Origin of the sequence: Selenomonas ruminantium subsp. lactilytica TAM6421 (assembly GCF_000284095.1) — a bacterium.
Taxonomy (GTDB): domain Bacteria; phylum Bacillota; class Negativicutes; order Selenomonadales; family Selenomonadaceae; genus Selenomonas_A; species Selenomonas_A lactilytica.
Genome location: NC_017068.1, coordinates 2,773,136 through 2,795,499, shown reverse-complemented (window position 1 = coordinate 2,795,499; position 22,364 = coordinate 2,773,136). Strand labels below are relative to the sequence as shown.

Below are 22,364 nucleotides of genomic sequence, written 5' to 3'. Positions count from 1 at the left end.
AAGAATTTTCATACTGATAAGAGGTTGTTATGTTAGATTTTGGTAAAATAGGAAAAAAAATATATAATTTGGATAATCCTCGTGAGTTTCGGCGCTATATAGTTTTTCGGGGGCGCTGCATGCTTCATCCGTTGCGCATGAAGCGGTTGGAAAAATTTTTTGTCAGCAGTGAGTTGCTGGCTAAAATTGCTGATATATATCCGTTTGTATATGAGCAGCCTACGAGAGCTTTTTTTTATAATAAATCAACCTTTGAGGAGCGGGCAGATCTAGTCGAGAAACATATGATGTTTTTGATTGATAATCTCAAAGAAAACGAGATTATTGACTTGTATTCGAAAAAGGAAAAAATTCTTTGGGAATCTTCTGATGACGGAGAGACTCTTCATTTAGAGTTGATGTATCATCCAGGACAACGCAAAGAAGGATTACTTTCTATTAGACTGGTGGCTGCTGATAGTGGTATATTATATCAGATCATGTTTTGGATAGCGCCAGATAAGAGTGGAGAGTGGTCTTTGTGGATTGGGGCAATGCAAGGGCCTAACATGGAAAATGCCCGCGAAGTTATTAAGCAATTAACGAAACGGTGTCATGCTTATCGTACCAAAAATTTGATTTTGCATGCTACACAAGAGGTTGCAAAAGCTCTTGGCTTAAAACATATCTATGCTGTGACAAATTACGGTTATTACGCTATGAATCATATACGTACCGATCGCAAGTTGAAGAACAGCTTTAGTGACTTTTGGGCAGAGTCAGGTGGGATTCCTTGTAAAGATAAGCGTTTCTATGAGTTGCCTTTGACAGAATATCGCAAAACTATGGAAGAAGTTCCTACTAGAAAACGAGCTAATTATCGTAAAAGATATGCATTGCTGGATGAGATAGATAATGCAATAAGAGATAATATAGGATTTTTATGTAAGTGATTTTATATAGTGTAATGATTCATTAAAAATATTAAATTAAAATTCATATTTTATATAATATATGGTATAATCAAGCCAAGGAAGGAGGATTGTATCATGTTAGCCAAAGATGTGCTCCGTGTCCTTGGAATAACACGCCCTACACTGACCAAGTATGTCAAAACTGGCATAATCCGAGTGACTGTCCTGCCCAACAAGCGTTATGACTACAATGAAGAAGATGTGTACGGCTTTTTGAATAAGGACATGAAGCGGAAAACATTTATTTACGCTCGTGTATCGACAGCCAAGCAGAAGCCAGACCTTGAAAATCAGATTTCCTTATTGAAGCAGTTCTGTTTTTCCAATGGCTACACCATTTCAGGCATATATTCCGATATTGCCAGCGGGATAAGTTTTGAGAAGCGCAAAGATTTTTTCGAGATGCTGGATGAAGTCCTTGAAGGCCATGTTGAGAGAGTGGTGGTTACCTATAAAGATAGACTTTCCCGCGTGGGATTTGAACTTTTCCATCACCTGTTCCAGAAGTACAACTGCGAAATAGTGGTCATGAGCGAGGTTGGCTCCGTGAAGCTGGACACACAGGAAGTGTTTGAGGAGATTGAGAATCTCCTGCACTGCTATTCTATGAAACTGTATTCCAGTCGCAGGAGGCTCAAGAAAATCAAGGAGGCGGTTGACGATGTCGATGAAGGATAATGAATCGCTGACTCGCGTAGAGAAGCATCTTATTCGTCCGTCCTCCCCTTGTTTTTCCCTGATTGGAGATTTCTGCCACAGGGCCAAGAATCTTTATAATCATGCCAATTACATTGTCCGCAGCAGGTTCATCAAAGATGGCTATTGGACTAGATATAAGGAGCTTGATCAAATTCTAAAGCATGACCTGGAATATCCCGATTACAGAGCTATGCCCACAGCCCAATCAGCTCAACAGGTGCTTCGCCTGCTCGACAAGAACTGGAAATCTTTCTTTGCCGCCATCAACGATTGGAAGCAACATAAGGAAAAATATCTCGGACGGCCTAAACTACCAAAATACAAAGAAAAGAATGGCCAATTCATTCTCGTCATGACAAACCAAAACTGCAAGCTGGTGAATGGTGAGATTCGTTTTCCGAAAACATTCAGAGGCTTCCATGTTGTGCCAAAATTTGTCAATCACCAAGATACTGGCAGGAAATTTGATACATTCCAGCAGGTAAGGTTCGTTCCTAGCGGCGCATACATTATCATGGAGATTGTCTACACCATAAAGCCCGTGCCGCAGATGAATGAGAACGGCAGGTATGCGGGCATTGACATAGGCGTGGACAACCTGCTGACGATGGCAGCCAATACAGGAGCCGCGCCGCTGATCGTGAATGGCAAAGTCCCCAAATCTGTAAATCAGTTCTACAATAAAGAACTTGCCTACTGGAAAAGCGTCTGCAGGATGACCTCCGGCAGATATTCCTCGGCACGAATCGACAGGCTGACCGCCAAGAGGAATCGCCGCATAGACGATTACATGCACAAGGCGAGTAAACTGATAATCAAGGAATGTGTCCAGCAGGACATCTCAACTATTGTCATAGGCAAGAACAAGGAATGGAAGCAGGAGAGCCGCCTGTCCAAACGGGTGAACCAGCATTTTGTCCAGCTTCCTTTCGCACGACTGATCCGGATGATAGAGTACAAAGCTAAGGAGAAAGGCATAGCAGTCGTCCTCACCGAGGAGAGTTATACGAGCGGTACATCATTTCTGGATGGAGAAGAACCAGGCAAGAAAAACTATGACAAGAACAGACGAGTTCATCGTGGGCTTTTTAAGTCCAATACTGGCAGGTTGATAAACGCTGATGTCAATGGAGCGTTTCAGATCCTGAGGAAAGTATTCCCGAATGTTTCGGCAGACGGGGTAGAGGGCGTAGTGCTACGTCCAGTTGTGGTAGTTGCTGCGTAGACCGCTTGCTTGGTGAGGGCTTGCCCTTACTCGGCTTGTCGAGAGCAGTTAATGAGCAACAAAGTTTATAAAAAACTTTAACATTATTTGTTGAGTTTGGTTATAAACATAGCATTATGGGAAACTATTCACCAGTAGATGAATAATTCAAATATTGCAGTTTTCAAACTGCTAATTAATTAGTGAATCCGATTTTTATAGCGTCTGCAAGATAGAGTGACTATACAGGAAAATGACGTGAGGGAATTCTATGATGAATTAATGAAAAATATAACAAATGTGATTTGAATTTTTCAAATCACTGGCTAATCTAAAGGCGATTGTGGGGAATCAAAGATGCGCAGGAACGATTCTTGCCGATGTTTCTGAAGCTGCAAAAGAATATCGAAGATAATTGGTTGTGAGGTGCCAAATATGGATTTGCCTGAAAAAATTAAAACAGATTTGATTAAATTGGCCCGACAATATGATGTGAAAAAAATTTTATTATTCGGTTCTCGTGCAAGAGAAGATAGTGCTGAGAAAAGCGATGTGGATATAGCTGTATATGGATGCCGTGATTTTACCAATTTCGCTTTTGATGTTGATGAGAAGGTATGGACACTTTTGACTTTTGATATTGTTGATATGGATGAAAAGGTATCGGATGAATTAAAAAGCGAAATAAAAAGAGACGGAGTTATTATATATGAAAAAGTATGATAATTTTTGTAGTAATTTGCATATATTATCAAAAGCATCAGAGCAAGATTTGCAAAATGAATTTATAATTAGTGGAATCATTGATAAGTTTTTTGTGCAGTTTGAGTTGGGCTGGAAGTTGATTAAGGAATTGATCAAATATGAAGGTCGTCCTATTGCAGCATCTGGTTCGCCCAGGACTATTATAAAAGAGGCCTATAAAATCTATGATTTTTTTGATGAAGATATATGGTTGGAAATGTTGGATCAAAGAAATGATTTAACGCATATATATGATGGAAAAAAGGCAAATGAATTAGTGTATGTTATCATGAATAGATATATACCGGAGTTTCAAAAAATGGAAAAGAGTATAAAAAAATTATATGGCAGTTCTATAAATGATTTGTAAATGAAGATTCTTACGCTGTACAAGATTGGGTGAGAGATTTGCGTGGCAGCTATGATCTTGTGATAAACAGCCGACGATTGCAGTTTAAAATCCGGCTTGATGTGACCGTTATTCGCGGACAGAGCGCTACGGGGAAGACCACGTTGGTGGAAAATGCTTCGGGATTGCAATGAGAATGGCATAGACAGCGGCATTTATTCGCTATGTCTGATGGGACTGGCAATAATTTTTAAGAAATTAAGACCTTCCCTATTGCAACGAGGCACTCATTGTGTTATACTAAGTCCTGTCGTTAGATATATGACATGGGGTTATAGCTCAGTTGGTTAGAGTGTCTCGTTGACATCGAGGAGGTCACAGATTCGAATTCTGTTAACCCCACCATGTTGCTCGCCTAGCTCAGTTGGCTAGAGCATCTCCGTCACATGGAGGGGGTCGGGGGTTCGAATCCCTCGGCGAGCACCAGATTGCATAGTTTACGGGAACCTTTCTTCGGAAAGGTTCCCGTTTTTTGTGTGCTTTATTCTTCGACCTGGGCGTCTTTCAGGGCCTGTTGCTGTTCTTTGTTGATGGTGATCTTGCCGTGGAACAGGGTGATGAGGCCGGCTTCTTTCAGTTTCAGCACGCCGCGGTTGACGGTTTTTACGCTGGTGCCGATGTCGTCGGCAATCTGCTGGCGGCTGGTGTGCAGGATGAAGAGGTCGGTTTCGATATCACCAAGACGCTTCAAGAGGTAGCTATGGAGGCGTTCGAGGCTGGGCAGGAATTTGATGCGGCCGGCTTCGTTGGAGGTGGGATACATTTTTGCGGCCAGCATGCGGGCTACGGCCACGGCAAATTCGTTATCCAGATGCATCCATTGGATGAAGGTTTCGGCCCGCATGGCGATGACTTCGCAGGTGCTGTCTGCTTCATTGGTGGCGGCGTAGACGCTTTTGCCAGCCAATACATCCAGATCGCCGATGATGTCGGCTTCGCCTAAGGCGGCGAAGGTGTAGCGCTGGCCGCTGGCGAATTCGTTGCTGACGCGGGTGCTGCCCTTGGTTATGAGGTAGACATGCTTGGCATCTTCGCCCTTGCGCACGATGGTTTCGCCGCTCATATAGGTCTTGTGGGTGGTCTGCCGCCGTATTTCTTCTGGCATATGGGCCAGGATGAAGTCTAATTCCATAGTCGAAATCCTTTCTGTCGTGAATGGGAAAATGTATCCATTTATTATAAAGCATTTCTTTGCGGAAAAAAAGGACATATTTTGGACGAATGTCCTTTTTTTTTAGCGGGCAAATGGGTACAATGTTTATGAAATGATAAACAATGAAGGGAGAGTGCGAAGCATGCGGAATTTGTTTGGTCATGCCCTGAGTCATCCTAAGGTCTGGCAGCGGGAGATTGTGGCCGGGATTACGGCATTTTTCGCAATCTCTTATATCATAATTGTCAATCCCCTGATTTTGGCTGATGCGGGTATTCCGGTGGAGTTGTCTGTTTTTGCCACGATCTTCTCATCGGTGATTGGCTGCCTGCTGATGGCTTTCGTGGCCAATGCTCCCATCGTGCTCACCCCGGGCATGGGGATTAATGCCTTCTTTACTTACACGATTTGCGTACAGATGGGGCTCAGCTGGCATGAGGCTTTGGCGATTTCGCTGTTATCCGGTGTGATTTTTGCGCTGGTGGCCTGTACGCGGCTGGCGGGCAAGCTCAGCCGGGCAGTACCGCCTTCGCTGAAATGTGCCATTACCGTAGGCATAGGGCTGTTCCTGGTGGAGATTGGTCTGGAGAAAGCTCAGCTGATTCGCCGGGGCACGAATACCATCATCGAACTGGGGTCGCTGACTGATCCTGCGGCGCTGCTGGCAATCTTTGGTCTGATCCTGAGTTTGGGGCTTTACCTGCGGAAGGTGATGGGAAGTTTCTTCATTGCCATTGTGGTGACCAGCGTTCTGGGGTATTTCCTGGGAATCAGGGAGGCAAATCCGGTCAGTGTCAATCTGGCCACGGTCGGTGATTATCCGCAGCTGTTCATGCAGGCTGATTTTTCCCGGTTGTTGAGTATTCCGTTTTTATTGGCAGTCTTTTCCATGTCCATGATCATGGTCTTCGAGACCATGGGGCTTTTGGAGGGCATCCTGCCCAATCAGGCCAAGTTTGCCAGGACCTTCAAGGGGTCGGCCATCACGACGATTCTTTCCAGCGTGATGGGCACCAGCCCGACAGTGGCGGCAGCGGAGAGTGCAGCCGGCATTGCCAGCGGCGGCCGTACGGGACTGATGGCGCTTACGGCGTCTATCCTGTTTATTCTCTCTTTGTTCTTCATTCCCCTGCTTGCATATGTGCCGGCGGCAGCTATTGCCCCGGTGATCATCATTACGGGAGCCATGATGATGCAGCAGCTTAAATATATGACTTTTGATGATTTTTCTGAATGGTTCCCAGCATTTTTGGTGGTGGTGCTGATTCCTCTGTCGGGCAGTATCTCAACTGGCCTGGCATTTGGCTTCGCCGCCTATCCCCTATTGAAATGTCTGAATGGCAATGGGCGCGAGGTTCATGCGCTCAGCTATATCCTGGGCTTTCTTTTCCTCTTGAATCTTGTTTTCCAGGCAAGGTTCTAGAATTTACATAAAGCTTTTGACGAAAGGCGCAACTTTGTTCCTGCAAGACAAGGTTGCGCCTTTCGCCATGAGGAAGCGGGGAGTTTTTCCTTACAGATAGCAGGATTTTTTCTGCTTTATGTAGTATAATAAAAACAGTATACCTATGGGCGAGATAAAAACTCACACAGTAAAGAAGGCGATATTGTGGACGACAAACCTGTGATGTTAATCGTAGATGATGTGGAAATCAATCGGGTGGTGCTTACCCAGTTTTTCCAGGAAGATTATGCGATCATAGAAGCAGAGAATGGCCAGGAGGCTCTGCAGGCTCTTACCGAGCATAATGTGAGCATTGTGCTGGTGGATTTGGTTATGCCGATCATGGATGGTTTCCAGGTGCTGGCTTTTATGAAACAGGATGACCAGTATATGGGTATCCCTGTGGTGGTCATGACGGCTAACAATGATGGGGACAGTGAGGCCAGGGCCATGGAGATGGGGGCAGCGGATTTCATCACCAAACCCTATAATCCCACCATTGTGCGTTGCCGCATTCGGAACGTTATGGCCAGAGAGGAGAATGAATGGCGCCGGGCGGCGCAAGTGGCCCAGAACCGTCAATTGGCGGAAATGCATCAATTTGCCGAGCGGGATCCTCTGACGGGAATCTTCAATCGGGAGGCTTTTTACCGGCGGGCTTCAGAGCGCATGCAGGCGCATTATCAGACCCCTTATAGCATTGTCTATATGGATATCAGCTGCTTTAAGGTGGTCAATGACCTGTTCCGCATTGAGACGGGAAATCTGGTTCTGAAGACTGCAGCGTATTATCTGGATGTGCTGGCGGGGGAAGATGGCATCTGTGCCCGTATTGAGGCGGATCATTTTGCCTTGTGCATGCCTACGGATAAATTGGATATGGATACTGTGATTGCCGGATTGGATAGCACCATCCAGTCTCTGGGAATCAGCCACAATGTGCTTTTCTATGCGGGAGTCTATCCGGTGGAGAATGCCTTCTTGCCAGTGGATCAGATGTGTGACCGCGCCCATATGGCTCTCAATCGTGTCAAGGGGAAGTATATGCCCCGGTATGCCTTCTATGATAAGGCTATGCGGGATCAGATGATTGAAGAGCAGATGATCGTTCGCAATATGGAGTATGCGCTGCAGGAGCGGCAGTTCGTGATCAAGCTGCAGCCGGTCTATGGCCTGCAGGAAAAACAGGTCATTGGGGCAGAGGCGCTGGTGCGCTGGAATTATCCCAAAGGGATGATTATGCCTGGCAAATTCATTCCGATCTTTGAGAAAAATGGCTTTATCGTGCGACTGGATCGCTATGTGTGGGAAGAGGCCTGCAAGGTGCTGCGCTCCCAGCTGGATGAAGGCGTAGAGCCGGTGCCGATTTCCGTCAATGTTTCCCGGCTTAATTTCTTCAGTCATGATCTGCTGGAATTCCTGCAGGGGTTGGTGAAAAAATACGATTTACAACCTAATCTGTTGAAGCTGGAGATCACGGAAAGTGCCTATGTGGAGAATCCCCATCAGCTTATGGCCATGGTCCGGGCTTTCCGTGGCAATGGTTTCCCTGTGATGATGGATGATTTCGGCAGTGGTTTTTCTTCCTTGTCCATGCTGAAGGATCTGCCAGTGGATGTGCTCAAGATCGATATGGCCTTTGTGCAGGAAGTGGATAAGTCCAGCCGGGCGGGAGCCATTATGGAGACCGTTGTGGAATTGGGCCAGCGGCTGCATATGAATGTCGTGGTGGAAGGTGTGGAAACCAAGGAACAGTTGGATTTCCTGGAGCGCATCGGCTGCCGGGAGGTTCAGGGCTATTATTTTGCCAAACCCATGGATGTGGAAAGCTTCAAGGGGCTGGTTAAGAGGAGTAGGAATATTGCTGAGTAAAAAAGCGGTTATCTTTGATATGGATGGTGTCATCATCGACAGTGAACCCATTCACAGCCGGGTGAAAATGGATACCTTTGCTCATTTCGGCCTGCCCTTTGACGAGGCGGATTTGATTCACTATATGGGGCGCACGAGCCGGGTGATTTTCGGCGAGACGCTGGCAAAGCATGGGCGTACGGATGTGACGGCGTCTGATATGGCCGCTTACAAGCATGAGCATTATCTGGAAGTGTTGGAAAGTGGGGCCATTGAACCGGTGGCAGGCTGTGTGGAGTTTATCCAAAGGCTGCATGAGGCCGGCGTTCCCTTGGCCTTGGCCACATCTTCCAATGTGCGGGCCATGAATGCGGTGCTGGATAATTTCGGGATCCGGAAGTTTTTTACATCCATTCTTTCTGGAGGAGAGCTGCCGGAAAGCAAGCCCCATCCGGCCATCTATTTGATCAGTGCCCAGCGTTTGGGCGTCAAGCCGGAGGACTGCATGGTGGTGGAAGACACCACCAACGGCATACGGGCGGCCAAGGCGGCGGGCATGTACTGCGTGGCCTATCGGAATCCGAATTCCGGCGAGCAGGATCTGACCTTGGCGGATGAAATCGTGGATAGTTTTGCGGATATCAAGCTATAAATAAAAAAGCAGGCGCTGAAATTTCAGCGCCTGTTTTTTAGTCGAACTGATAAGGTTTATCTACTTTATGGTAGTGGGTATGCAGCAGTTCATGGGCTCTTTCGCTCAAGGGCTCGCCCAGGAAATCCTGGTAGAGTGTCTGAATGTCCGGATTTTCGTGGGATTTACGGATGGGCAGGGTCCTGTCGATCTCATAGAGGGCCGCAATGCGCTGCTTGCGGATGGCGTTGGTGGTGCCGATGGGCTGGCCGCCGCCGCCGATGCAGCCGCCGGGGCAGGCCATGATCTCGATGAAATCATAGGGGCTCGTGCCCTTCTTGACCTGTTCCATGATCTTGCGGGCGTTCTTGAGGGTATGGGCGACCGCGATGCGCACGTCCCGGCCCGGCAGATGGATGGTGGCTTCCTTGATGCCGTCAAAGCCGCGCACATCCATGAATTCCACTTTCTCTAAGGTCTTGCCTGTGACTTTTTCGTAGACGGTTCTGAGGGCTGCTTCCATTACGCCGCCGGTAGCGCCGAAGATGGCACCGGCACCGGAGGCCAGGCCCAGGGGGCTGTCAAAGTCGTTTTCAGGCAGCTTGCCGATGGACAGACCTACGTATTTGATAAGCTTGATCAGCTCTCTGGTGGTCAGCACGATATCGACATCCTGATACCCATCGCGCCCCATTTCCGGGCGGGCGGCTTCGAATTTCTTCGCCGTGCAGGGCATGATGGATACCGTGACGATTTCCTGTGGCTTGAGTCCGGCCTGCTGGGCGTAATAGGTCTTGGCAATGGCCCCGAACATGCTCATGGGGGATTTTGCTGAGGACAGGTGGTCGATGCAGGAGGGGAAGTGCTTCTCCATATAGTTCACCCAGCCCGGGCTGCAGGATGTCATCATGGGCAGCACGCCGTCGTTATTGAGGCGGTGCAGGAATTCATGGCCTTCTTCCATGATGGTCAGGTCAGCGCCGAAGTTCGTGTCAAAGACCTTGTCAAAGCCCAAAAGCTTCAAGGCGGTGACCATCTGGCCCGTGACGATGGCGCCGGGTTCGAGGCCGAAGGCATCGCCCAAAGCCACGCGGACAGAGGGGGCGACCTGGACAATCACATGTTTCGTGTTATCCTGCAGGGCATCGAGCACCTTCTGGGTATCGTCCTTTTCCACGATGGCGCCAGTGGGGCAGACGAGGCTGCATTGGCCGCAGAGGATGCAGTCGGTGGCTTCCATGGGTTTGTTGAAGGCTGTGGTCACCACGATGTCGCTGCTGCGTCCGGCGTAGGTCAGCGCAGCAATGCCCTGCACGTCCTTGCAGGCACGGATGCAGCGGCCGCAGCGGATGCACTTGGAGGGATCGCGGACGATGGACGGATTGGTTTCAATCCGCGGCTCTTCCTTGACCACGCTGGGCAGGTGGGATTCCAATATGTTGAAGCGGCTGCAGAGGCGCTGCAGGTCGCAGTTCTGGTTGCGGGGGCAGCTCAGGCAGTCCTTATGGTGATTGGCCAGCATGAGCTGGAGGATGGACACCTGGGTGTCGCGGACAATCTGGGTGTCCGTATGGACATCCATGCCCTCCCAGACTTCTGTGGAGCAGGCAGCCAGCAGGCGCTTCTTGCCCGTGACCTCCACGGAGCAGAGACGGCAATGGGCCTTGATGCGCTGGTCTTCATGGTAGCACAGGTGCGGGATATCGATGCCAATCGTCTGCGCGGCCTGCATGATTTTCGTGCCTTTGGGCACTTCGATGGGGATATTGTTGATGGTGAGTTTCACCATTTCCTGGCTTTCGTTCATTTCGCTCATGCTTGGGTACCTCCGAGATCAAATACTTCCGGGAATTTCTTCATGGCTGACTGCAGGGTGTTCTGGGCCGTTTCCCCCAGTCCGCAGAGAGAGGACATGCTCATGACCTTGGCAATGGTGCCCATGGTCTTGATGTCCTGTTCCGTGGCTTCGCCCTTGGCCAGTTTGTCCAAAATGATCTTGATATGGAGGTTGCCTTCGCGGCAGGGCGTGCACTGGCCGCAGCTCTCCTCAGAGAAGAATTCCTGATTCATGCGCAGAAAATCCAATACGCTGGTGCGCTTGTCGATGACCAGCATGCCGCCGGAGCCTACCATAACGCCTGCTGCCCGCAGATCATCATAGGTATAGGGGGTGTCCAAAATGCTGGCATCGGAGACCTTGCCCGAGGCGCCGCCGAACTGGATCAGCTGGATTTCCCGGTCATGCTGGAGGCCGCCGGCCAAATTATAGATGATATCCCGCACGGTGGTGCCGAAGGGGATCTCGAAGACGCCGGGATTGTTGACATTGCCGGCCACGCTGACCAGCTTCGTGCCGATGGACTCGCCCATGCCGCAGTTCATATAGGTGTCCTTGTCCAACAGCAGATGGGGAACGAGCGACAGGCTTTCCACGTTGTTAAGGCAGGTGGGGCGGGCAAAGACGCCGCTGACCTTGATAAAGGGCGGTTTCATGCGGGGACGGCCCGCCTTGCCCTCGATGGAGCGGATCAGCGCCGTGCCTTCGCCGCAGACATAGGCACCACCGCCGGAATAGAGGTGGATATTGAAGTCAAAGCCCTTGCCTAAGATGTTTTCGCCCAGGAAGCCATAGTTCTTGGCCTGGCGGATGGCATTGAGCAGGATGGGGCGATAGCAGGCGTACTCTGCCCGCATGTAGATGTAACCATCGGTGGCGCCGCAGACAAAACCGGCGATGATCATGGCTTCGATGAGGTTGAAGGGATCGTTTTTGATGAGTTCCCGGTCTTTGAAGGTGGTGGTTTCCCCTTCGTCGGCGTTGCAGATGATGACCTTGTTCTCACCTTTCACAGCCCGGGCCTGGCTCCACTTGCGCCCCAGCGGGTATTCAGCACCGCCGCGGCCGCGGATCTTGGCGTCAGAGAGCATGGTGCAGATATCTTCGGGATCCATGGTGACGGCCTTGCGCAGGGCCTTGAAGCCGCCGATATTCATATAGGCGCCGATGGAGCTTACGTCATAGGCGCCGAAGTTTTTCGTCAGGAATCTTACTTGTGTGCTCATACATTTCCCTCCTCACTTCAGCGACCGCAGCAGGGCTTCGATTTTCTCGATGCTGTCCAGATGGTCGTAGACATGGCCGTTGATGCGTACGGAAGGAGCCCGGTCACAGGCACCATAACAGGTGGTACGCTCCAGCGTGAAGCGGCCATCGTAGGTGATCTCGCCGATCTTGATATCCAAGAGATTCTGCAGCGTATTCAGAAGTCTTTCCGTATCGATGCGGTTTACCCGGCAGGCTGGTGAGGAGCAGACCTGGATCGGATACTTGGCCCGGGGCGTTGCCGACAGCTCACTGTAAAAGCTCAGGCAGTCAAAGACATTGGTCACCGGAATGCCCAGCCGGTCAGCCAGATAGTACGCGGTGGGTTCCGGCACATAATGGCGTTCATTCAAATCCTGCACTTCCAGCAGTATGCCCACGATTTGCGTAGGATCATTGTCATGGGATTCCAAAACTAAGTCAATCTTAGCCTGTAATTCCGCTGATAGTGGATACTCTTTAGTTTGTGCTGTTAGCATCGAAAGACCTCCTAATAAATAATAATCACATCAAAGTAATAATAACAAAAATTCACCACACTTACAAGAATTGTGAAAAAAGAAACAAAATGGTGTACAAGTTTACAAAAAAATGGTATAATATAGGTGCAACGCAGAGAGCATGTAAATATACTTCATAGGGGATTATGGGGGGTTGTTTATATGGCTATCAAGAACATAGAGATGGACCGTCGTGACAGCGCGATTTTTCGCAAACAATTAAAACGAGGAGGTTTCCTTTCTGCAAGTTACTTGTCAGTCAATGGCTTCGATGTGACGAAATTGCGTAAACTGGCATTGGCTGGGGAGCTGGATGCTATTCGTTGCGCCATTGGCAATTCTATCCGCTGGTATTACAGGGAAAGACAGGCGGAGAACGCTCACCTGCGTGGTTTGGCATAATGGATTTATAAATTTTTATCGCAAAATTTTATTATGCTCTTATCGTTCGTATACTAAGAATCGGCGTTGCCGGTTCTCTTTTTTTTCTGGAGGAACTATTTTGTTTTGGATGTCGGTTTTTATTGTTTTATTTGCAGTGCTGATTTTGTTGCCGGCAGGGCTGACTTTTTTTGTTTACCGTCGGATTCCGGTGGATCAGAGCAGGCGGCGGTTTTTGAAAGGAGCGGCGCTTTATCCGGCGGCTCTGGTTGGTGGGAGCGCTTATGGGTATGGTTATGAGCGCAAGCTGCAGGTGAAGCGGTATTATGATATCACACTGCCGGCGGGAGCGGGGCTTTCTGTGGCTCAGATCAGTGATGTACACTTGGGAAAATTCTTTTTGCTGGAGGATTTTCGCAATCTCCTGCGGCTGGTGGCGGCAGATGAGCCGGATATTCTGGTGGTTACGGGGGATTTGTTTGATGATGTGGCGATGAATCCGGAGGCTGTGAAGATTCTGGATGAAGCCGTGGATTATTTTCCAAAGGGGATATATTTCTGTATTGGCAATCATGAGCAGTACCGCAATTGGGGACGTACGGCGAAGCTGCTGAAAAATACCCGGGTGCATATGCTGATCGGGCGGGCGGAAAAGGTGACAGGCACGGATCTTTGGCTGGCGGGGGCGGAATTCCCCTGGGCCCGGGATGATGAAAGTTTCATGCAGGAAAAGGCGGACCTGATGCAGAAAGCTATAAAAAATATCCCGGCGGAGGAACTGAAGCAGACGATTCTATTGGCTCATCATCCGGAATTCATCGATAATGGAGCGGAAGCAGGCATTCCGCTGACGCTTACAGGTCATTCCCATGGGACGCAGTTCGGCATTTTTGGCCTGCCCTTGCTGCCGGTCTATAAATACAACCGGGGCATGGTGAAGATTGGCGATTCTGTGGGCTATGTCCATTGCGGCAATGGCAGCTGGCTGCCGATGCGCATTGGCTGTCCGCCGGAGATTGCCTATTTCCGGCTCAAGGGATAGGCCGGTAAGGCGGAAAACAGGAAAAGGGAAATGAGGTGAGGTCATGGAGGAGCAGTGGCAGGCAATCATCGATCTTTTGCAGCGGGGCAGGACCCATGCTGCCCGGGCAAAGCTGGATGGCTTGCGGGGACAGGTTCCCCCGGAGGAGGAATGGCGGCTCCATGAACTCTATGGGGCAGTGTTCCATGATCTGGCGGATGCGGAAGGCGTGGCGGCGGCTTACAGCAATGCGGCCCAATGTGACAGGTTTTTGCGCAGCCAGCGCCAGCACTATTCCAATTATCTCTTTGCCCTGCACTATCTGCCGGGGTTGCATGGGGCGGATTTATGGGAACAGCATAAATTCTATCAGCAGCTTTATCGGGATGAAGAGATGCTGCCGCCCCGGCGGATTGCACCCCATAGCCGGCTGCGCATTGGTTTTATGGCCAATGATTTCTGTGACAGTGCGGCGGCCCGCTTTTATGAGGCCTTGGTAACGGGGCTGGATGTGCGTTATGCGGATACATACCTCTATGCGCTGGAGGATGAGGAAGATTCCTTCACCCATCGACTGCAGGGCGGAGGGCTTGTCTATCGTTGCCTGGCGGGGAAAAATCTGCGGGAAATGGCCGAGGCTGTTCGTTGGGACGAGATCGATATATTGGTGGATCTGTCCGGACATACGGCGGGGGGGCTGACCTTGATGGTGCTGGCTCAAAAGCCCGCACCTGTGCAGATCACTGCCATTGGTTACTTTGACACCACGGGGCTGGAGGCAGTTGACGGGCTGCTGACGGATGCCATCCTTGACCCGTCAGAAAATGACCAATCATTTTTCAGTGAAGGACTACTGTATCTGCCACAGGCTTTTTGTTTTACTCCGAGTCCGGCAATGGTCAGAGTGAAGCGGCGGCCCCGCCTGAAGCGGCCATTGACTTTGGGGGCCTTCCAGAATGGCATGAAGCTCAACAATGAGGCATTGGCCCTTTGGCGGGAAATCATGGAAATTTGCAGTGATGCAAGATTGATCTGTCAGGATACCACAAGACTTCCCGAGCGGCGATTGGCGCTGGAAAGGCGCCTGGAAAAAGCCGGTCTGCCCATGGAACGGGTGGAGGTGCGTTCGGGCACGGATAATTATCTGGCTGATTATCAGGAAATCGACATCATGCTGGATACTTTTCCTTATAATGGCGGGGGCATGACGGCGACATCCCTCTACATGGGCGTGCCGGTGGTGACGCTGCGGGGGGATCATCATAGTGCCCGTTTTGGCGCCAGCCTGTTGACGGCGGCAGGTTATGGGGAATGGATTGCGGATACGCTCGGGGATTATGTGAAGATTGCCCTGCAATTGGCCGCTGACCAAGCCTTTTTGACCGCCACCCAGAAAAATCTGCGCTGGGAGGTGGAGCATTCGCCGCTTTGTGACAGCAGGCGTTATGGCGCGGAGTTTTGGCGGGTGTGTATTGACCTTTGGGGGCGTAAGGGGGATTTTGCTTTATGAAGCAGGATTTGACCTGTTTTCTCACCGGCGGCCCGGCGCCTATGCGCTGGCTGCTGCTGGAGAGCCTGACCTATATTGCACGTTTGGCTGACCTTTACCCACAGGCAAGCTTCACGGTGGTGACGGAAATCCAGGAGGCCGCCAGCCTGCCAGAGTTTGACAGGCTGGATATCAAGTGGGTGTTCCAGGACTGCCGTCAGGACAGGCTGCCATTTCCTGAGCATAGCTTTGATGCAGCGTTGGCTGAAGGGCTGCTGACCAGAGCCTATGAGCCCTATGAGGTCCTGATGGATATCAGCCGCAAGCTCACGGATGTGGGGGTGTTGTACGGCGATTTCCTCAATGTGCGCTATACCGGCGTATTGGAGGCGTTGCAAAACGGGGAATTTCCTGTGCGGGAAAAACATCTTTATGCCAAGAGCGAAATGGTGCGGCTGCTGGATGATACCCTGTTTAAGGAAATCGATTTTGTGCCCGGCGCCCTGGACGATGATGAACAAATTGCCCGCAGCTGGGAACAGCAGGGGTATGTGAATATCCAGCATGAACTGGCTGTCAGCCGATATCTGTTCCGGGCTGCTGTCAGCACTGCCAGCGTTGCTAATCTCAAGAGCCTATACACTCCGGAAGTACGTAAGGAACTGGCGCGGATTCTCCATCGGATCGAGTATGACGTGCAGCGGGCGGATAATATAATGCGGCTGCAACAACTGTGCAAACAGGAAGGGATTTTCTCAGAGTATTTGCAGGATTTTATAGAAGAAACATGTTATCATGCAAATGAAGTAAAACATTTGTTGCCAGATGAACAATGAGACTCAAAGTCAAATAAAAGTTGTCAGACACTTGCAAATTGCTATTATCTATGATAAAATTAGCGTTGTCTTGGAAATGGATTAGGATTTGCTGAGGAAACATGGACACTCATGGAAAGAATAATCCGCCTTCAAGACGAGTACTAACACTATTTATTGAAGGAGGAGTTTCTTATGAAGAAGACTCTCGTATCCGCTCTGACGACCGCTCTGGTTGTTGGTGCAGCTAGCACGACGTTTGCTGCTAGCAACCCGTTCTCCGATGTTCCTGCTGATCATTGGGCTTATGACGCTGTAGCTCAGCTGGCTGCTGACGGCGTTGTTGAAGGTTATGGCGACAGCACCTTCAAGGGCAACCGTAACATCACTCGTTACGAAATGGCTCAGATGGTTGCTAAAGCTATGGCTAAGAACACTTCCGGCACGGACAAGGCTCTGGTTGACAAACTGGCTGCTGAATTCGCAGAAGAACTCAACAACCTCGGTGTTCGCGTAAGCAACCTCGAACGCAATGCTGACATGGTTAAATGGAATGGCGTTGCTGAGTACACCTTCACGCGTCAGCGTCATGAAAAAAATGGCAAAAAGACGACGAATCATGGCGACGACAATGTACTGTTCCGTCTCGAGCCCTCCGCTGAAGTTAACAGCCATTGGCATGTAAAGGCTCGTCTCGATGCTAACTCCAACCTGAAATCTGACCAGGGTGAAGATAGCAGCAGCGTTAAGCTGAAACGTGTATGGGCTCAGGGTGAATATGGCAAACTGACGGTTAAACTCGGTAAGTTTGCTTCCCTGAACGACGATACCTTTGCTGATACGCCGTTCTCCGGTGCTGAAGTTTCCTACGGCAAGGATGTTAAAGTCATTGCTGCTGCTGGTCGTCTGAACCTTTGGGATGCTAGTGCATTTAAGAAGAATGTAGACATCCAGAATGTTCGTAATTGGATGGTTGCTGGTCGTCACGATGATAGAACTGCAAACTATCAGTATGCTGGTCTCGAACTCAACAAGAGCAAGCTGAGCGGTGGCCTGTACTGGCATCACCTGAACGCAGCAGGTTTCGATTATAAGAAAGGTACGACGGATGAAGCTAATATCGGTGCAGTAAAAGGCAGCTACACCTTTAGCAAGAATGTCAGCGTAAATGGTTTCTATACTCAGAACTTTGATGTTGATACCAAGAATTATCAGGATAAGTCCGCTAGCCTCGAAGTAGACTATAAGGGCGCTCAGCAGGAAAACAAGGGTACTTGGGGTGCTTGGGTTGCATACCGTCGCCTTGGTAACGCCGCAATCATCAACAACACGTACGATGTTATCAATACGGGCTACAAAGGTTGGGAAGTTGGCGGTAACTACACGCTCTTCAAGAACGTTGTAACGACTCTCCGTTATGGCAACCAGAAGGATATCAGCAACTCCAACGTTAAGGACCAGAATTTCTTCGGTCGCGTTCAGTTCTTCTTCTAATCCTGAGATTAGCAGATTATACGCAAATAACAAAGACCTCCGTTGTGGCGGAGGTCTTTTCTTGCAATAAGCAGGGATTTGTAGTAGAATGAACATAGATAAAAAAAGACCACCGATAGACGGCTAGTTTCCACGCTCGATGGTTAATAGCTTAATAAGAAACAGAAATAACCGTCAAGCTTGGACCCTTGGGCGGTTATTTTTGTTTCAGGACAATGATGATAAGCAACAGCATCAAAAGCTGGAAAGACATATCATTCATAGCAAGACCTCGCTTTCTGATGAGGATTTCGATCCTTTCTGCGAGGAAAACAAGCCGCCTACCGAATTGGTGGTCGGTACACAAGTTGTGCACTGTGGACATTATAAGGGAATATTCCGTGCTTGTCAATTTGCCCTCGGCTTTCCGGGGGCTTTTCTATTGCGTAAAGAAACTTCTTATTATATACTAATTTTAGCGAATTTTGTAGTAAAGGAAGGGTTCTCTATGAGCGAAAAGTATGTTTTGGCGCTGGATTCAGGGACGATCAAGAACCGCGCCGTTATTTTCAACTCTAAGGGAGAAATGGTTTCCTATGCGGAGAAGAAAATCAGTGTGAACAAGCCCCACAAGGGATGGGTGGAGCAGGATCCGGATGAGATCTGGAGCACCCAGATATGGACGGCCAAGGAAGCCATCCAGCTGGCGAATATCTCCCATCGGGACATTGCAGGCATTGGGGTGACCAATCAGCGGGAAACCACCATCGTCTGGAACAAGAACACGGGGCGTCCCGTTTATCCGGCCATCAGTTGGGAATCCCAGCAGACGGAAGGCATCTGCAAGCGGTTGGTAGAGCAGGGGCTGCAGGAGGAAATCCGGCAAAAGACTTCCTTAATAATAAACCCCTATTTTTCCGCCACGAAACTCTGCTGGATCCTGGAAAATGTGCTGGGGGCACGGGAGATGGCGGAAAAGGGCGAACTGCTGTTTGGCACCGTGGACACCTGGCTCATGTGGAAGCTCAGCGGCGGCGAGATCTTTGCCACGGATTATTCCAATGCTTCCCGCACCATGATGTTCAATCTGCGCAAGCTGGAATGGGATGCCGAGATACTCGAACATCTGGGCATTCCCCGCAGGATGCTGCCGGAGGTCTGTCCTTCCAGCCATGTGTTTGGCGAAACAGATGCGGCTATGATTGGTTCTCGCATTCCCATTGCGGGCTGTCTCGGCAATCAGCAGGCGGATCTTTTCGGTGAGGCCTGCTTTAAGAAGGGCATGGCCAAGAATACCTATGGGGAAGGCTCTTTCTTCCTGATGAATGCGGGCAAGAAATACCATAGCTCCCAGAATGGTCTGATTACTACAATCGCCTGGGGCATCGGCAAGGAAATCACCTATGCGCTGGAGGGCAGTGTCTTTGTGTCCGGCGCCACCCTGAAGTGGGTGAAGGAAGGTCTGGGGCTTATCGATTCCATGTCCGATTCCGAATGGCTGGCCAAGCAGGTGCCGGATTCGGACGGTGTGTATTTCGTGCCGGCCTTCCGCGGATTATCTGCGCCCTATTGGGACACGGAAACCACGGGCATGATCATCGGCATCAATGAGGACACCCAGCGGGCCCATATCGTGCGGGCCGCTTTGGAGGCTTTGGCTTATCAGGTGCGGGATGTCTATGAATCCGTGGTGTCCGATACAGGGCTGGAAATCAAGAGCCTCCATGTGGATGGCGGTGCCAGCCAGAATCATGCCCTGATGCAGTTCCAGGCGGATCTTTTGAATATCCCGGTGATCCGTCCTTACATTGCAGAAACCACGGCGCTGGGGGCTGCCTTTATGGCCGGCCTGGCTACGGGCGTCTGGGAAAGCGTGGACGAACTGAAGAAACTCTGGCGGGAAGGGATGCGCTTCAAGCCGGCTATGAGCGAGCGGGGCAGAGCTGCTCTCTACGACGGCTGGCAGGAAGCAGTTTCCCGCGTTATGGGCTGGCCGAACAAGTAAGTTTGTGTTAAAATGTAATTTAGTATGTAAGAAAGGCGGGAATCTGCATGAAAATAACGATTGGCAGCGATCATGGTGCTGTGCAGTTGAAAGAAGAAGTGAAGATGGTGCTGAAGGAATACGGCGACATCGAAGTGACGGATGTGGGCACTTTTGGCACGGATTCGGTGGACTATCCGGATATTGCCGAGAAGGTCTGCGCCGATGTGACGAGTGGCAAGGCTGACCGGGGCATCGTGCTCTGTGGCACGGGCTTGGGCATTTCCATTGCCGCCAACAAGATCAAGGGCATCCGCTGCGCACTCTGCAACGATGTGTTCTCGGCCAAGATGAGCCGTCAGCACAACGATGCCAATGTGCTGGCCATGGGCGGCCGGGTGTTAGGCTTCGGCCCTGCCGGCGAAATCGTCCGGGCTTTCGTGGAAGGCAAGTTCGAAGGCGGCCGTCATGAGCGCCGTGTCAACAAAATCATGGCACTGGAAAATAAGTAATTTAAAGTAAGTTTGAAGCAAGTTAGGTAGTGAAAGTCAGGTAGAGTTTTTTGGTCTGGGCCGAGGGGCCCAAAGGAGGCAACCACATGAATCTTATGGAAGTTCTGCAGCAGTCTGATCCGGAAGTAGCAAAGCACGTAAACAGCGAACTGGGGCGTCAGCGGGAGAAACTGGAGCTGATCGCTTCGGAAAACATTGTCAGCCCGGCAGTTCTCGCTGCCCAGGGCAGCGTGCTCACCAACAAGTACGCCGAAGGTTATCCCGGCAAGCGTTATTATGGCGGCTGCGAATTCGTGGATGAAGTGGAGACGCTGGCCATCGAACGGGCCAAGAAGCTCTTTGGGGCAGAGTATGCCAATGTGCAGCCCCATTCCGGTGCCCAGGCCAATATGGCGGTGTTCTTTGCCCTCTTGCAGCCCGGTGATACGGTCATGGGCATGAACCTCAACGATGGCGGCCATCTCACCCATGGTTCCCCGGTCAATATGTCCGGCAAGTACTTCAATATCGTCGCTTACGGCGTGGACAAGGAAACGGAAACCATCGACTATGATGCGCTGGAAGCAAAGGCCAAGGAATGCAAACCGAAACTGATTGTGGCTGGTGCATCTGCCTATGCCCGCACGCTTGATTTCCCGAGACTTTCGGAAATCGCTCATGGTGTCGGTGCATACCTGATGGTGGATATCGCCCATATCGCCGGCCTTGTGGCTGCCGGGGAGCATCCCAGCCCGGTGCCCTATGCAGATGTGGTTACGACGACCACCCATAAGACACTGCGGGGCCCCCGTGGTGGCATGATCCTCTGCAAGGACGCCGAATTCGGCAAGCAGTTCAACAAGGCCGTGTTCCCTGGCATCCAGGGCGGCCCGCTGATGCATGTCATTGCAGCTAAGGCTGTGGCCTTGGGCGAAGCACTGAAACCGGAATTCAAGGAATACGCCAAACAGGTGGTCAAGAATGCAGCTGTGCTGGCCAAGACCTTGCAGGAGGAAGGTTTCCGCATCGTGTCCGGCGGCACGGACAACCATCTGATGCTGGTGGATCTCACCAACAAGGGCATTACGGGCAAGGTGGCCCAGACGGTCCTCGATGAGGTCAACATCACCGCCAACCGCAACACCATCCCCTTCGAACCGCTGTCTCCCTTTGTGACCAGCGGCCTGCGCCTGGGAACTCCTGCTCTCACCACCCGTGGCTTCAAAGAAGCCGACCTGCAGGAGGTCGGCAAGATCATCGCTCTTGTGCTGAGCGATGTGGAAAATGAGGAAAAGAAAGCAGAAGCACGGCGCCGTGTAGCGGCCCTGTGCGAGAAATACCCGCTTTATGCAGGTATGTAAGAAGGAGAAAGAAAATGTCGGAAAAGCTTAATGTAACGGTAATCGATCATCCCCTGATTCAGCATAAACTCACCATGATGCGCCAGAAGGACACGGGCACGAAGGACTTTCGCGAGCTCTTAGAAGAAATCGCCATGCTCATGACCTATGAGATCACCCGTGATTTCCCGCTGAAGGACATCGAGATTGAAACGCCGGTGGCCAAATGTACGGCCAAGGTTCTCTCCGGTAAGAAAGTGGGCGTAGTGCCCATCCTGCGTGCCGGTCTGGGCATGCTCAACGGTGTGGTCAACATGATTCCCGCCGCCCGCGTCGGCCATGTGGGCATGTACCGCGATCCCAAGACGCTGAAGCCGGTGGAATATTACTGCAAGCTGCCCGGTGATGTGGAAGAACGTACGCTGATCGTGGTAGATCCCATGCTGGCTACCGGCGGCAGCGCTTCCGCAGCCCTGTCCCTGCTGAAGGAAAAGGGCGCAACGTCCCTGATCCTCATGTGCCTCGTGGCCGCTCCGGAAGGCATCAAGGTCATCAACGAAGATCATCCCGATGTGCCCCTCTATGTGGCTGCTGTTGACGAAAAGCTCAACGAAAAAGGCTATATCGTACCGGGCCTGGGCGATGCCGGCGACCGCATTTTCGGCACACTGTAATAATT

The 22,364-nt window shown here is 50.6% G+C and carries 21 protein-coding genes and 2 tRNA genes; 19 read left to right on the top strand and 4 right to left on the bottom strand.

What is annotated here, in order from left to right; genetic code table 11:
* Window positions 1-29 precede the first annotated feature (29 nt).
* The 7 genes from SELR_RS13500 (at window position 30) to SELR_RS13470 (ending at window position 4,435) form a co-directional block, all read left to right on the top strand.
* Entirely contained in the window at window positions 30-932 is a 903-nt protein-coding gene (locus tag SELR_RS13500; protein ID WP_014425771.1) for a VirK/YbjX family protein, read from the top strand.
* Between the two features lie 96 nt (window positions 933-1,028).
* Window positions 1,029-1,631 (top strand): IS607 family transposase, encoded by a 603-nt coding sequence (locus tag SELR_RS13495; protein ID WP_014425770.1) that lies wholly within the window; start codon window positions 1,029-1,031, stop codon window positions 1,629-1,631.
* The gene (locus tag SELR_RS13490) at window positions 1,615-2,877 is read left to right on the top strand and encodes an RNA-guided endonuclease InsQ/TnpB family protein (protein WP_014425769.1); all 1,263 of its coding nucleotides are present in this window, start codon (window positions 1,615-1,617) and stop codon (window positions 2,875-2,877) included. The genes SELR_RS13495 and SELR_RS13490 overlap by 17 nt, the downstream gene beginning before the upstream one ends.
* A 414-nt stretch (window positions 2,878-3,291) precedes the next feature.
* Window positions 3,292-3,579: a nucleotidyltransferase family protein gene (locus tag SELR_RS13485; protein WP_014425768.1), complete on the top strand. Its 288-nt coding sequence runs from the start codon at window positions 3,292-3,294 to the stop codon at window positions 3,577-3,579.
* Window positions 3,566-3,970, top strand: coding sequence for an HI0074 family nucleotidyltransferase substrate-binding subunit (locus SELR_RS13480; RefSeq protein ID WP_014425767.1), 405 nt, complete (start codon window positions 3,566-3,568; stop codon window positions 3,968-3,970). The genes SELR_RS13485 and SELR_RS13480 overlap by 14 nt, the downstream gene beginning before the upstream one ends.
* 307 nt (window positions 3,971-4,277) lie before the next feature.
* A tRNA-Val gene (locus tag SELR_RS13475) sits at window positions 4,278-4,354 on the top strand.
* 4 nt (window positions 4,355-4,358) lie between these two features.
* A tRNA-Val gene (locus SELR_RS13470) sits at window positions 4,359-4,435 on the top strand.
* A 55-nt stretch (window positions 4,436-4,490) separates the two neighbouring features.
* Here the strand turns inward: SELR_RS13470 and SELR_RS13465 are convergent.
* Window positions 4,491-5,141: a Crp/Fnr family transcriptional regulator gene (locus SELR_RS13465; protein WP_014425766.1), complete on the bottom strand. Its 651-nt coding sequence runs from the start codon at window positions 5,139-5,141 to the stop codon at window positions 4,491-4,493.
* 163 nt (window positions 5,142-5,304) lie between these two features.
* Between SELR_RS13465 and SELR_RS13460 the strand changes: the two genes are divergently transcribed.
* The 3 genes from SELR_RS13460 to SELR_RS13450 all read left to right on the top strand — a co-directional run bounded on the left by SELR_RS13460 (window position 5,305) and on the right by SELR_RS13450 (window position 9,109).
* Entirely contained in the window at window positions 5,305-6,585 is a 1,281-nt protein-coding gene (locus tag SELR_RS13460) for an NCS2 family permease (RefSeq protein WP_014425765.1), read from the top strand.
* Between the two features lie 186 nt (window positions 6,586-6,771).
* Window positions 6,772-8,478, top strand: a complete 1,707-nt coding sequence (locus SELR_RS13455; protein ID WP_041914441.1) for a putative bifunctional diguanylate cyclase/phosphodiesterase — start codon at window positions 6,772-6,774, stop codon at window positions 8,476-8,478.
* The gene (locus tag SELR_RS13450) at window positions 8,468-9,109 is read left to right on the top strand and encodes an HAD family hydrolase (RefSeq protein ID WP_014425763.1); all 642 of its coding nucleotides are present in this window, start codon (window positions 8,468-8,470) and stop codon (window positions 9,107-9,109) included. Before SELR_RS13455 ends, SELR_RS13450 begins: the two co-directional genes overlap by 11 nt.
* Before the next feature lie 37 nt (window positions 9,110-9,146).
* Here the strand turns inward: SELR_RS13450 and SELR_RS13445 are convergent, their stop codons facing one another.
* Genes SELR_RS13445 through SELR_RS13435 form a run of 3 tightly spaced genes read right to left on the bottom strand, consistent with a single transcriptional unit; the run spans window position 9,147 to window position 12,670 of the window.
* Window positions 9,147-10,895: an NADH-dependent [FeFe] hydrogenase, group A6 gene (locus SELR_RS13445; protein ID WP_041914828.1), complete on the bottom strand. Its 1,749-nt coding sequence runs from the start codon at window positions 10,893-10,895 to the stop codon at window positions 9,147-9,149.
* 5 nt (window positions 10,896-10,900) lie between these two features.
* The gene (locus tag SELR_RS13440) at window positions 10,901-12,151 is read right to left on the bottom strand and encodes a complex I 51 kDa subunit family protein (protein WP_014425761.1); all 1,251 of its coding nucleotides are present in this window, start codon (window positions 12,149-12,151) and stop codon (window positions 10,901-10,903) included.
* Window positions 12,152-12,163: 12 nt separating this feature from the next.
* Entirely contained in the window at window positions 12,164-12,670 is a 507-nt protein-coding gene (locus SELR_RS13435) for an NADH-quinone oxidoreductase subunit NuoE family protein (RefSeq protein WP_014425760.1), read from the bottom strand.
* Window positions 12,671-12,853: 183 nt separating this feature from the next.
* On the opposite strand from SELR_RS13435, the gene SELR_RS13430 reads away from it, so the two are divergent.
* From SELR_RS13430 to upp, 9 genes are all read left to right on the top strand, one after another.
* A complete protein-coding gene (locus SELR_RS13430) occupies window positions 12,854-13,093 on the top strand; it encodes a hypothetical protein (protein ID WP_014425759.1) in 240 nt (79 codons plus the stop codon).
* Between the two features lie 109 nt (window positions 13,094-13,202).
* On the top strand, window positions 13,203-14,114 hold the full coding sequence (locus tag SELR_RS13425) for a metallophosphoesterase (protein WP_231848153.1): 912 nt from the start codon (window positions 13,203-13,205) through the stop codon (window positions 14,112-14,114).
* A 43-nt stretch (window positions 14,115-14,157) separates the two neighbouring features.
* Window positions 14,158-15,603 carry an O-linked N-acetylglucosamine transferase, SPINDLY family protein gene (locus SELR_RS13420; protein ID WP_014425757.1) on the top strand — a complete coding sequence of 482 codons (1,446 nt, stop codon included), beginning with the start codon at window positions 14,158-14,160 and terminating at the stop codon, window positions 15,601-15,603.
* Window positions 15,600-16,418, top strand: a complete 819-nt coding sequence (locus tag SELR_RS13415) for a class I SAM-dependent methyltransferase (RefSeq protein ID WP_014425756.1) — start codon at window positions 15,600-15,602, stop codon at window positions 16,416-16,418. Before SELR_RS13420 ends, SELR_RS13415 begins: the two co-directional genes overlap by 4 nt.
* 174 nt (window positions 16,419-16,592) lie before the next feature.
* Entirely contained in the window at window positions 16,593-17,891 is a 1,299-nt protein-coding gene (locus SELR_RS13410; RefSeq protein ID WP_014425755.1) for a putative porin, read from the top strand.
* Between the two features lie 487 nt (window positions 17,892-18,378).
* Entirely contained in the window at window positions 18,379-19,875 is a 1,497-nt protein-coding gene (gene glpK, locus SELR_RS13405; RefSeq protein WP_014425754.1) for a glycerol kinase GlpK, read from the top strand.
* Window positions 19,876-19,922: 47 nt separating this feature from the next.
* The gene (rpiB, locus tag SELR_RS13400) at window positions 19,923-20,366 is read left to right on the top strand and encodes a ribose 5-phosphate isomerase B (RefSeq protein ID WP_014425753.1); all 444 of its coding nucleotides are present in this window, start codon (window positions 19,923-19,925) and stop codon (window positions 20,364-20,366) included.
* Between the two features lie 86 nt (window positions 20,367-20,452).
* On the top strand, window positions 20,453-21,706 hold the full coding sequence (gene glyA, locus SELR_RS13395) for a serine hydroxymethyltransferase (RefSeq protein WP_014425752.1): 1,254 nt from the start codon (window positions 20,453-20,455) through the stop codon (window positions 21,704-21,706).
* A 14-nt stretch (window positions 21,707-21,720) separates the two neighbouring features.
* A complete protein-coding gene (gene upp / locus SELR_RS13390) occupies window positions 21,721-22,359 on the top strand; it encodes a uracil phosphoribosyltransferase (RefSeq protein WP_014425751.1) in 639 nt (212 codons plus the stop codon).
* Window positions 22,360-22,364 lie beyond the last annotated feature (5 nt).

What these genes read in the sequence shown, in the direction of transcription:
- upp (WP_014425751.1), top strand. Translation starts at nt 21,721, where the DNA reads ATGTCGGAAAAGCTTAATGTAACGGTAATCGATCATCCCCTGATTCAG.
- SELR_RS13485 (WP_014425768.1), top strand. Translation starts at nt 3,292, where the DNA reads ATGGATTTGCCTGAAAAAATTAAAACAGATTTGATTAAATTGGCCCGA.
- SELR_RS13465 (WP_014425766.1), bottom strand. Translation starts at nt 5,141, where the DNA reads ATGGAATTAGACTTCATCCTGGCCCATATGCCAGAAGAAATACGGCGG.
- SELR_RS13430 (WP_014425759.1), top strand. Translation starts at nt 12,854, where the DNA reads ATGGCTATCAAGAACATAGAGATGGACCGTCGTGACAGCGCGATTTTT.
- SELR_RS13480 (WP_014425767.1), top strand. Translation starts at nt 3,566, where the DNA reads ATGAAAAAGTATGATAATTTTTGTAGTAATTTGCATATATTATCAAAA.
- SELR_RS13445 (WP_041914828.1), bottom strand. Translation starts at nt 10,895, where the DNA reads ATGAACGAAAGCCAGGAAATGGTGAAACTCACCATCAACAATATCCCC.
- SELR_RS13460 (WP_014425765.1), top strand. Translation starts at nt 5,305, where the DNA reads ATGCGGAATTTGTTTGGTCATGCCCTGAGTCATCCTAAGGTCTGGCAG.
- SELR_RS13490 (WP_014425769.1), top strand. Translation starts at nt 1,615, where the DNA reads ATGTCGATGAAGGATAATGAATCGCTGACTCGCGTAGAGAAGCATCTT.
- SELR_RS13435 (WP_014425760.1), bottom strand. Translation starts at nt 12,670, where the DNA reads ATGCTAACAGCACAAACTAAAGAGTATCCACTATCAGCGGAATTACAG.
- SELR_RS13500 (WP_014425771.1), top strand. Translation starts at nt 30, where the DNA reads ATGTTAGATTTTGGTAAAATAGGAAAAAAAATATATAATTTGGATAAT.
- SELR_RS13495 (WP_014425770.1), top strand. Translation starts at nt 1,029, where the DNA reads ATGTTAGCCAAAGATGTGCTCCGTGTCCTTGGAATAACACGCCCTACA.
- SELR_RS13420 (WP_014425757.1), top strand. Translation starts at nt 14,158, where the DNA reads ATGGAGGAGCAGTGGCAGGCAATCATCGATCTTTTGCAGCGGGGCAGG.
- SELR_RS13410 (WP_014425755.1), top strand. Translation starts at nt 16,593, where the DNA reads ATGAAGAAGACTCTCGTATCCGCTCTGACGACCGCTCTGGTTGTTGGT.
- SELR_RS13440 (WP_014425761.1), bottom strand. Translation starts at nt 12,151, where the DNA reads ATGAGCACACAAGTAAGATTCCTGACGAAAAACTTCGGCGCCTATGAC.
- glpK (WP_014425754.1), top strand. Translation starts at nt 18,379, where the DNA reads ATGAGCGAAAAGTATGTTTTGGCGCTGGATTCAGGGACGATCAAGAAC.
- SELR_RS13415 (WP_014425756.1), top strand. Translation starts at nt 15,600, where the DNA reads ATGAAGCAGGATTTGACCTGTTTTCTCACCGGCGGCCCGGCGCCTATG.
- rpiB (WP_014425753.1), top strand. Translation starts at nt 19,923, where the DNA reads ATGAAAATAACGATTGGCAGCGATCATGGTGCTGTGCAGTTGAAAGAA.
- glyA (WP_014425752.1), top strand. Translation starts at nt 20,453, where the DNA reads ATGAATCTTATGGAAGTTCTGCAGCAGTCTGATCCGGAAGTAGCAAAG.
- SELR_RS13425 (WP_231848153.1), top strand. Translation starts at nt 13,203, where the DNA reads ATGTCGGTTTTTATTGTTTTATTTGCAGTGCTGATTTTGTTGCCGGCA.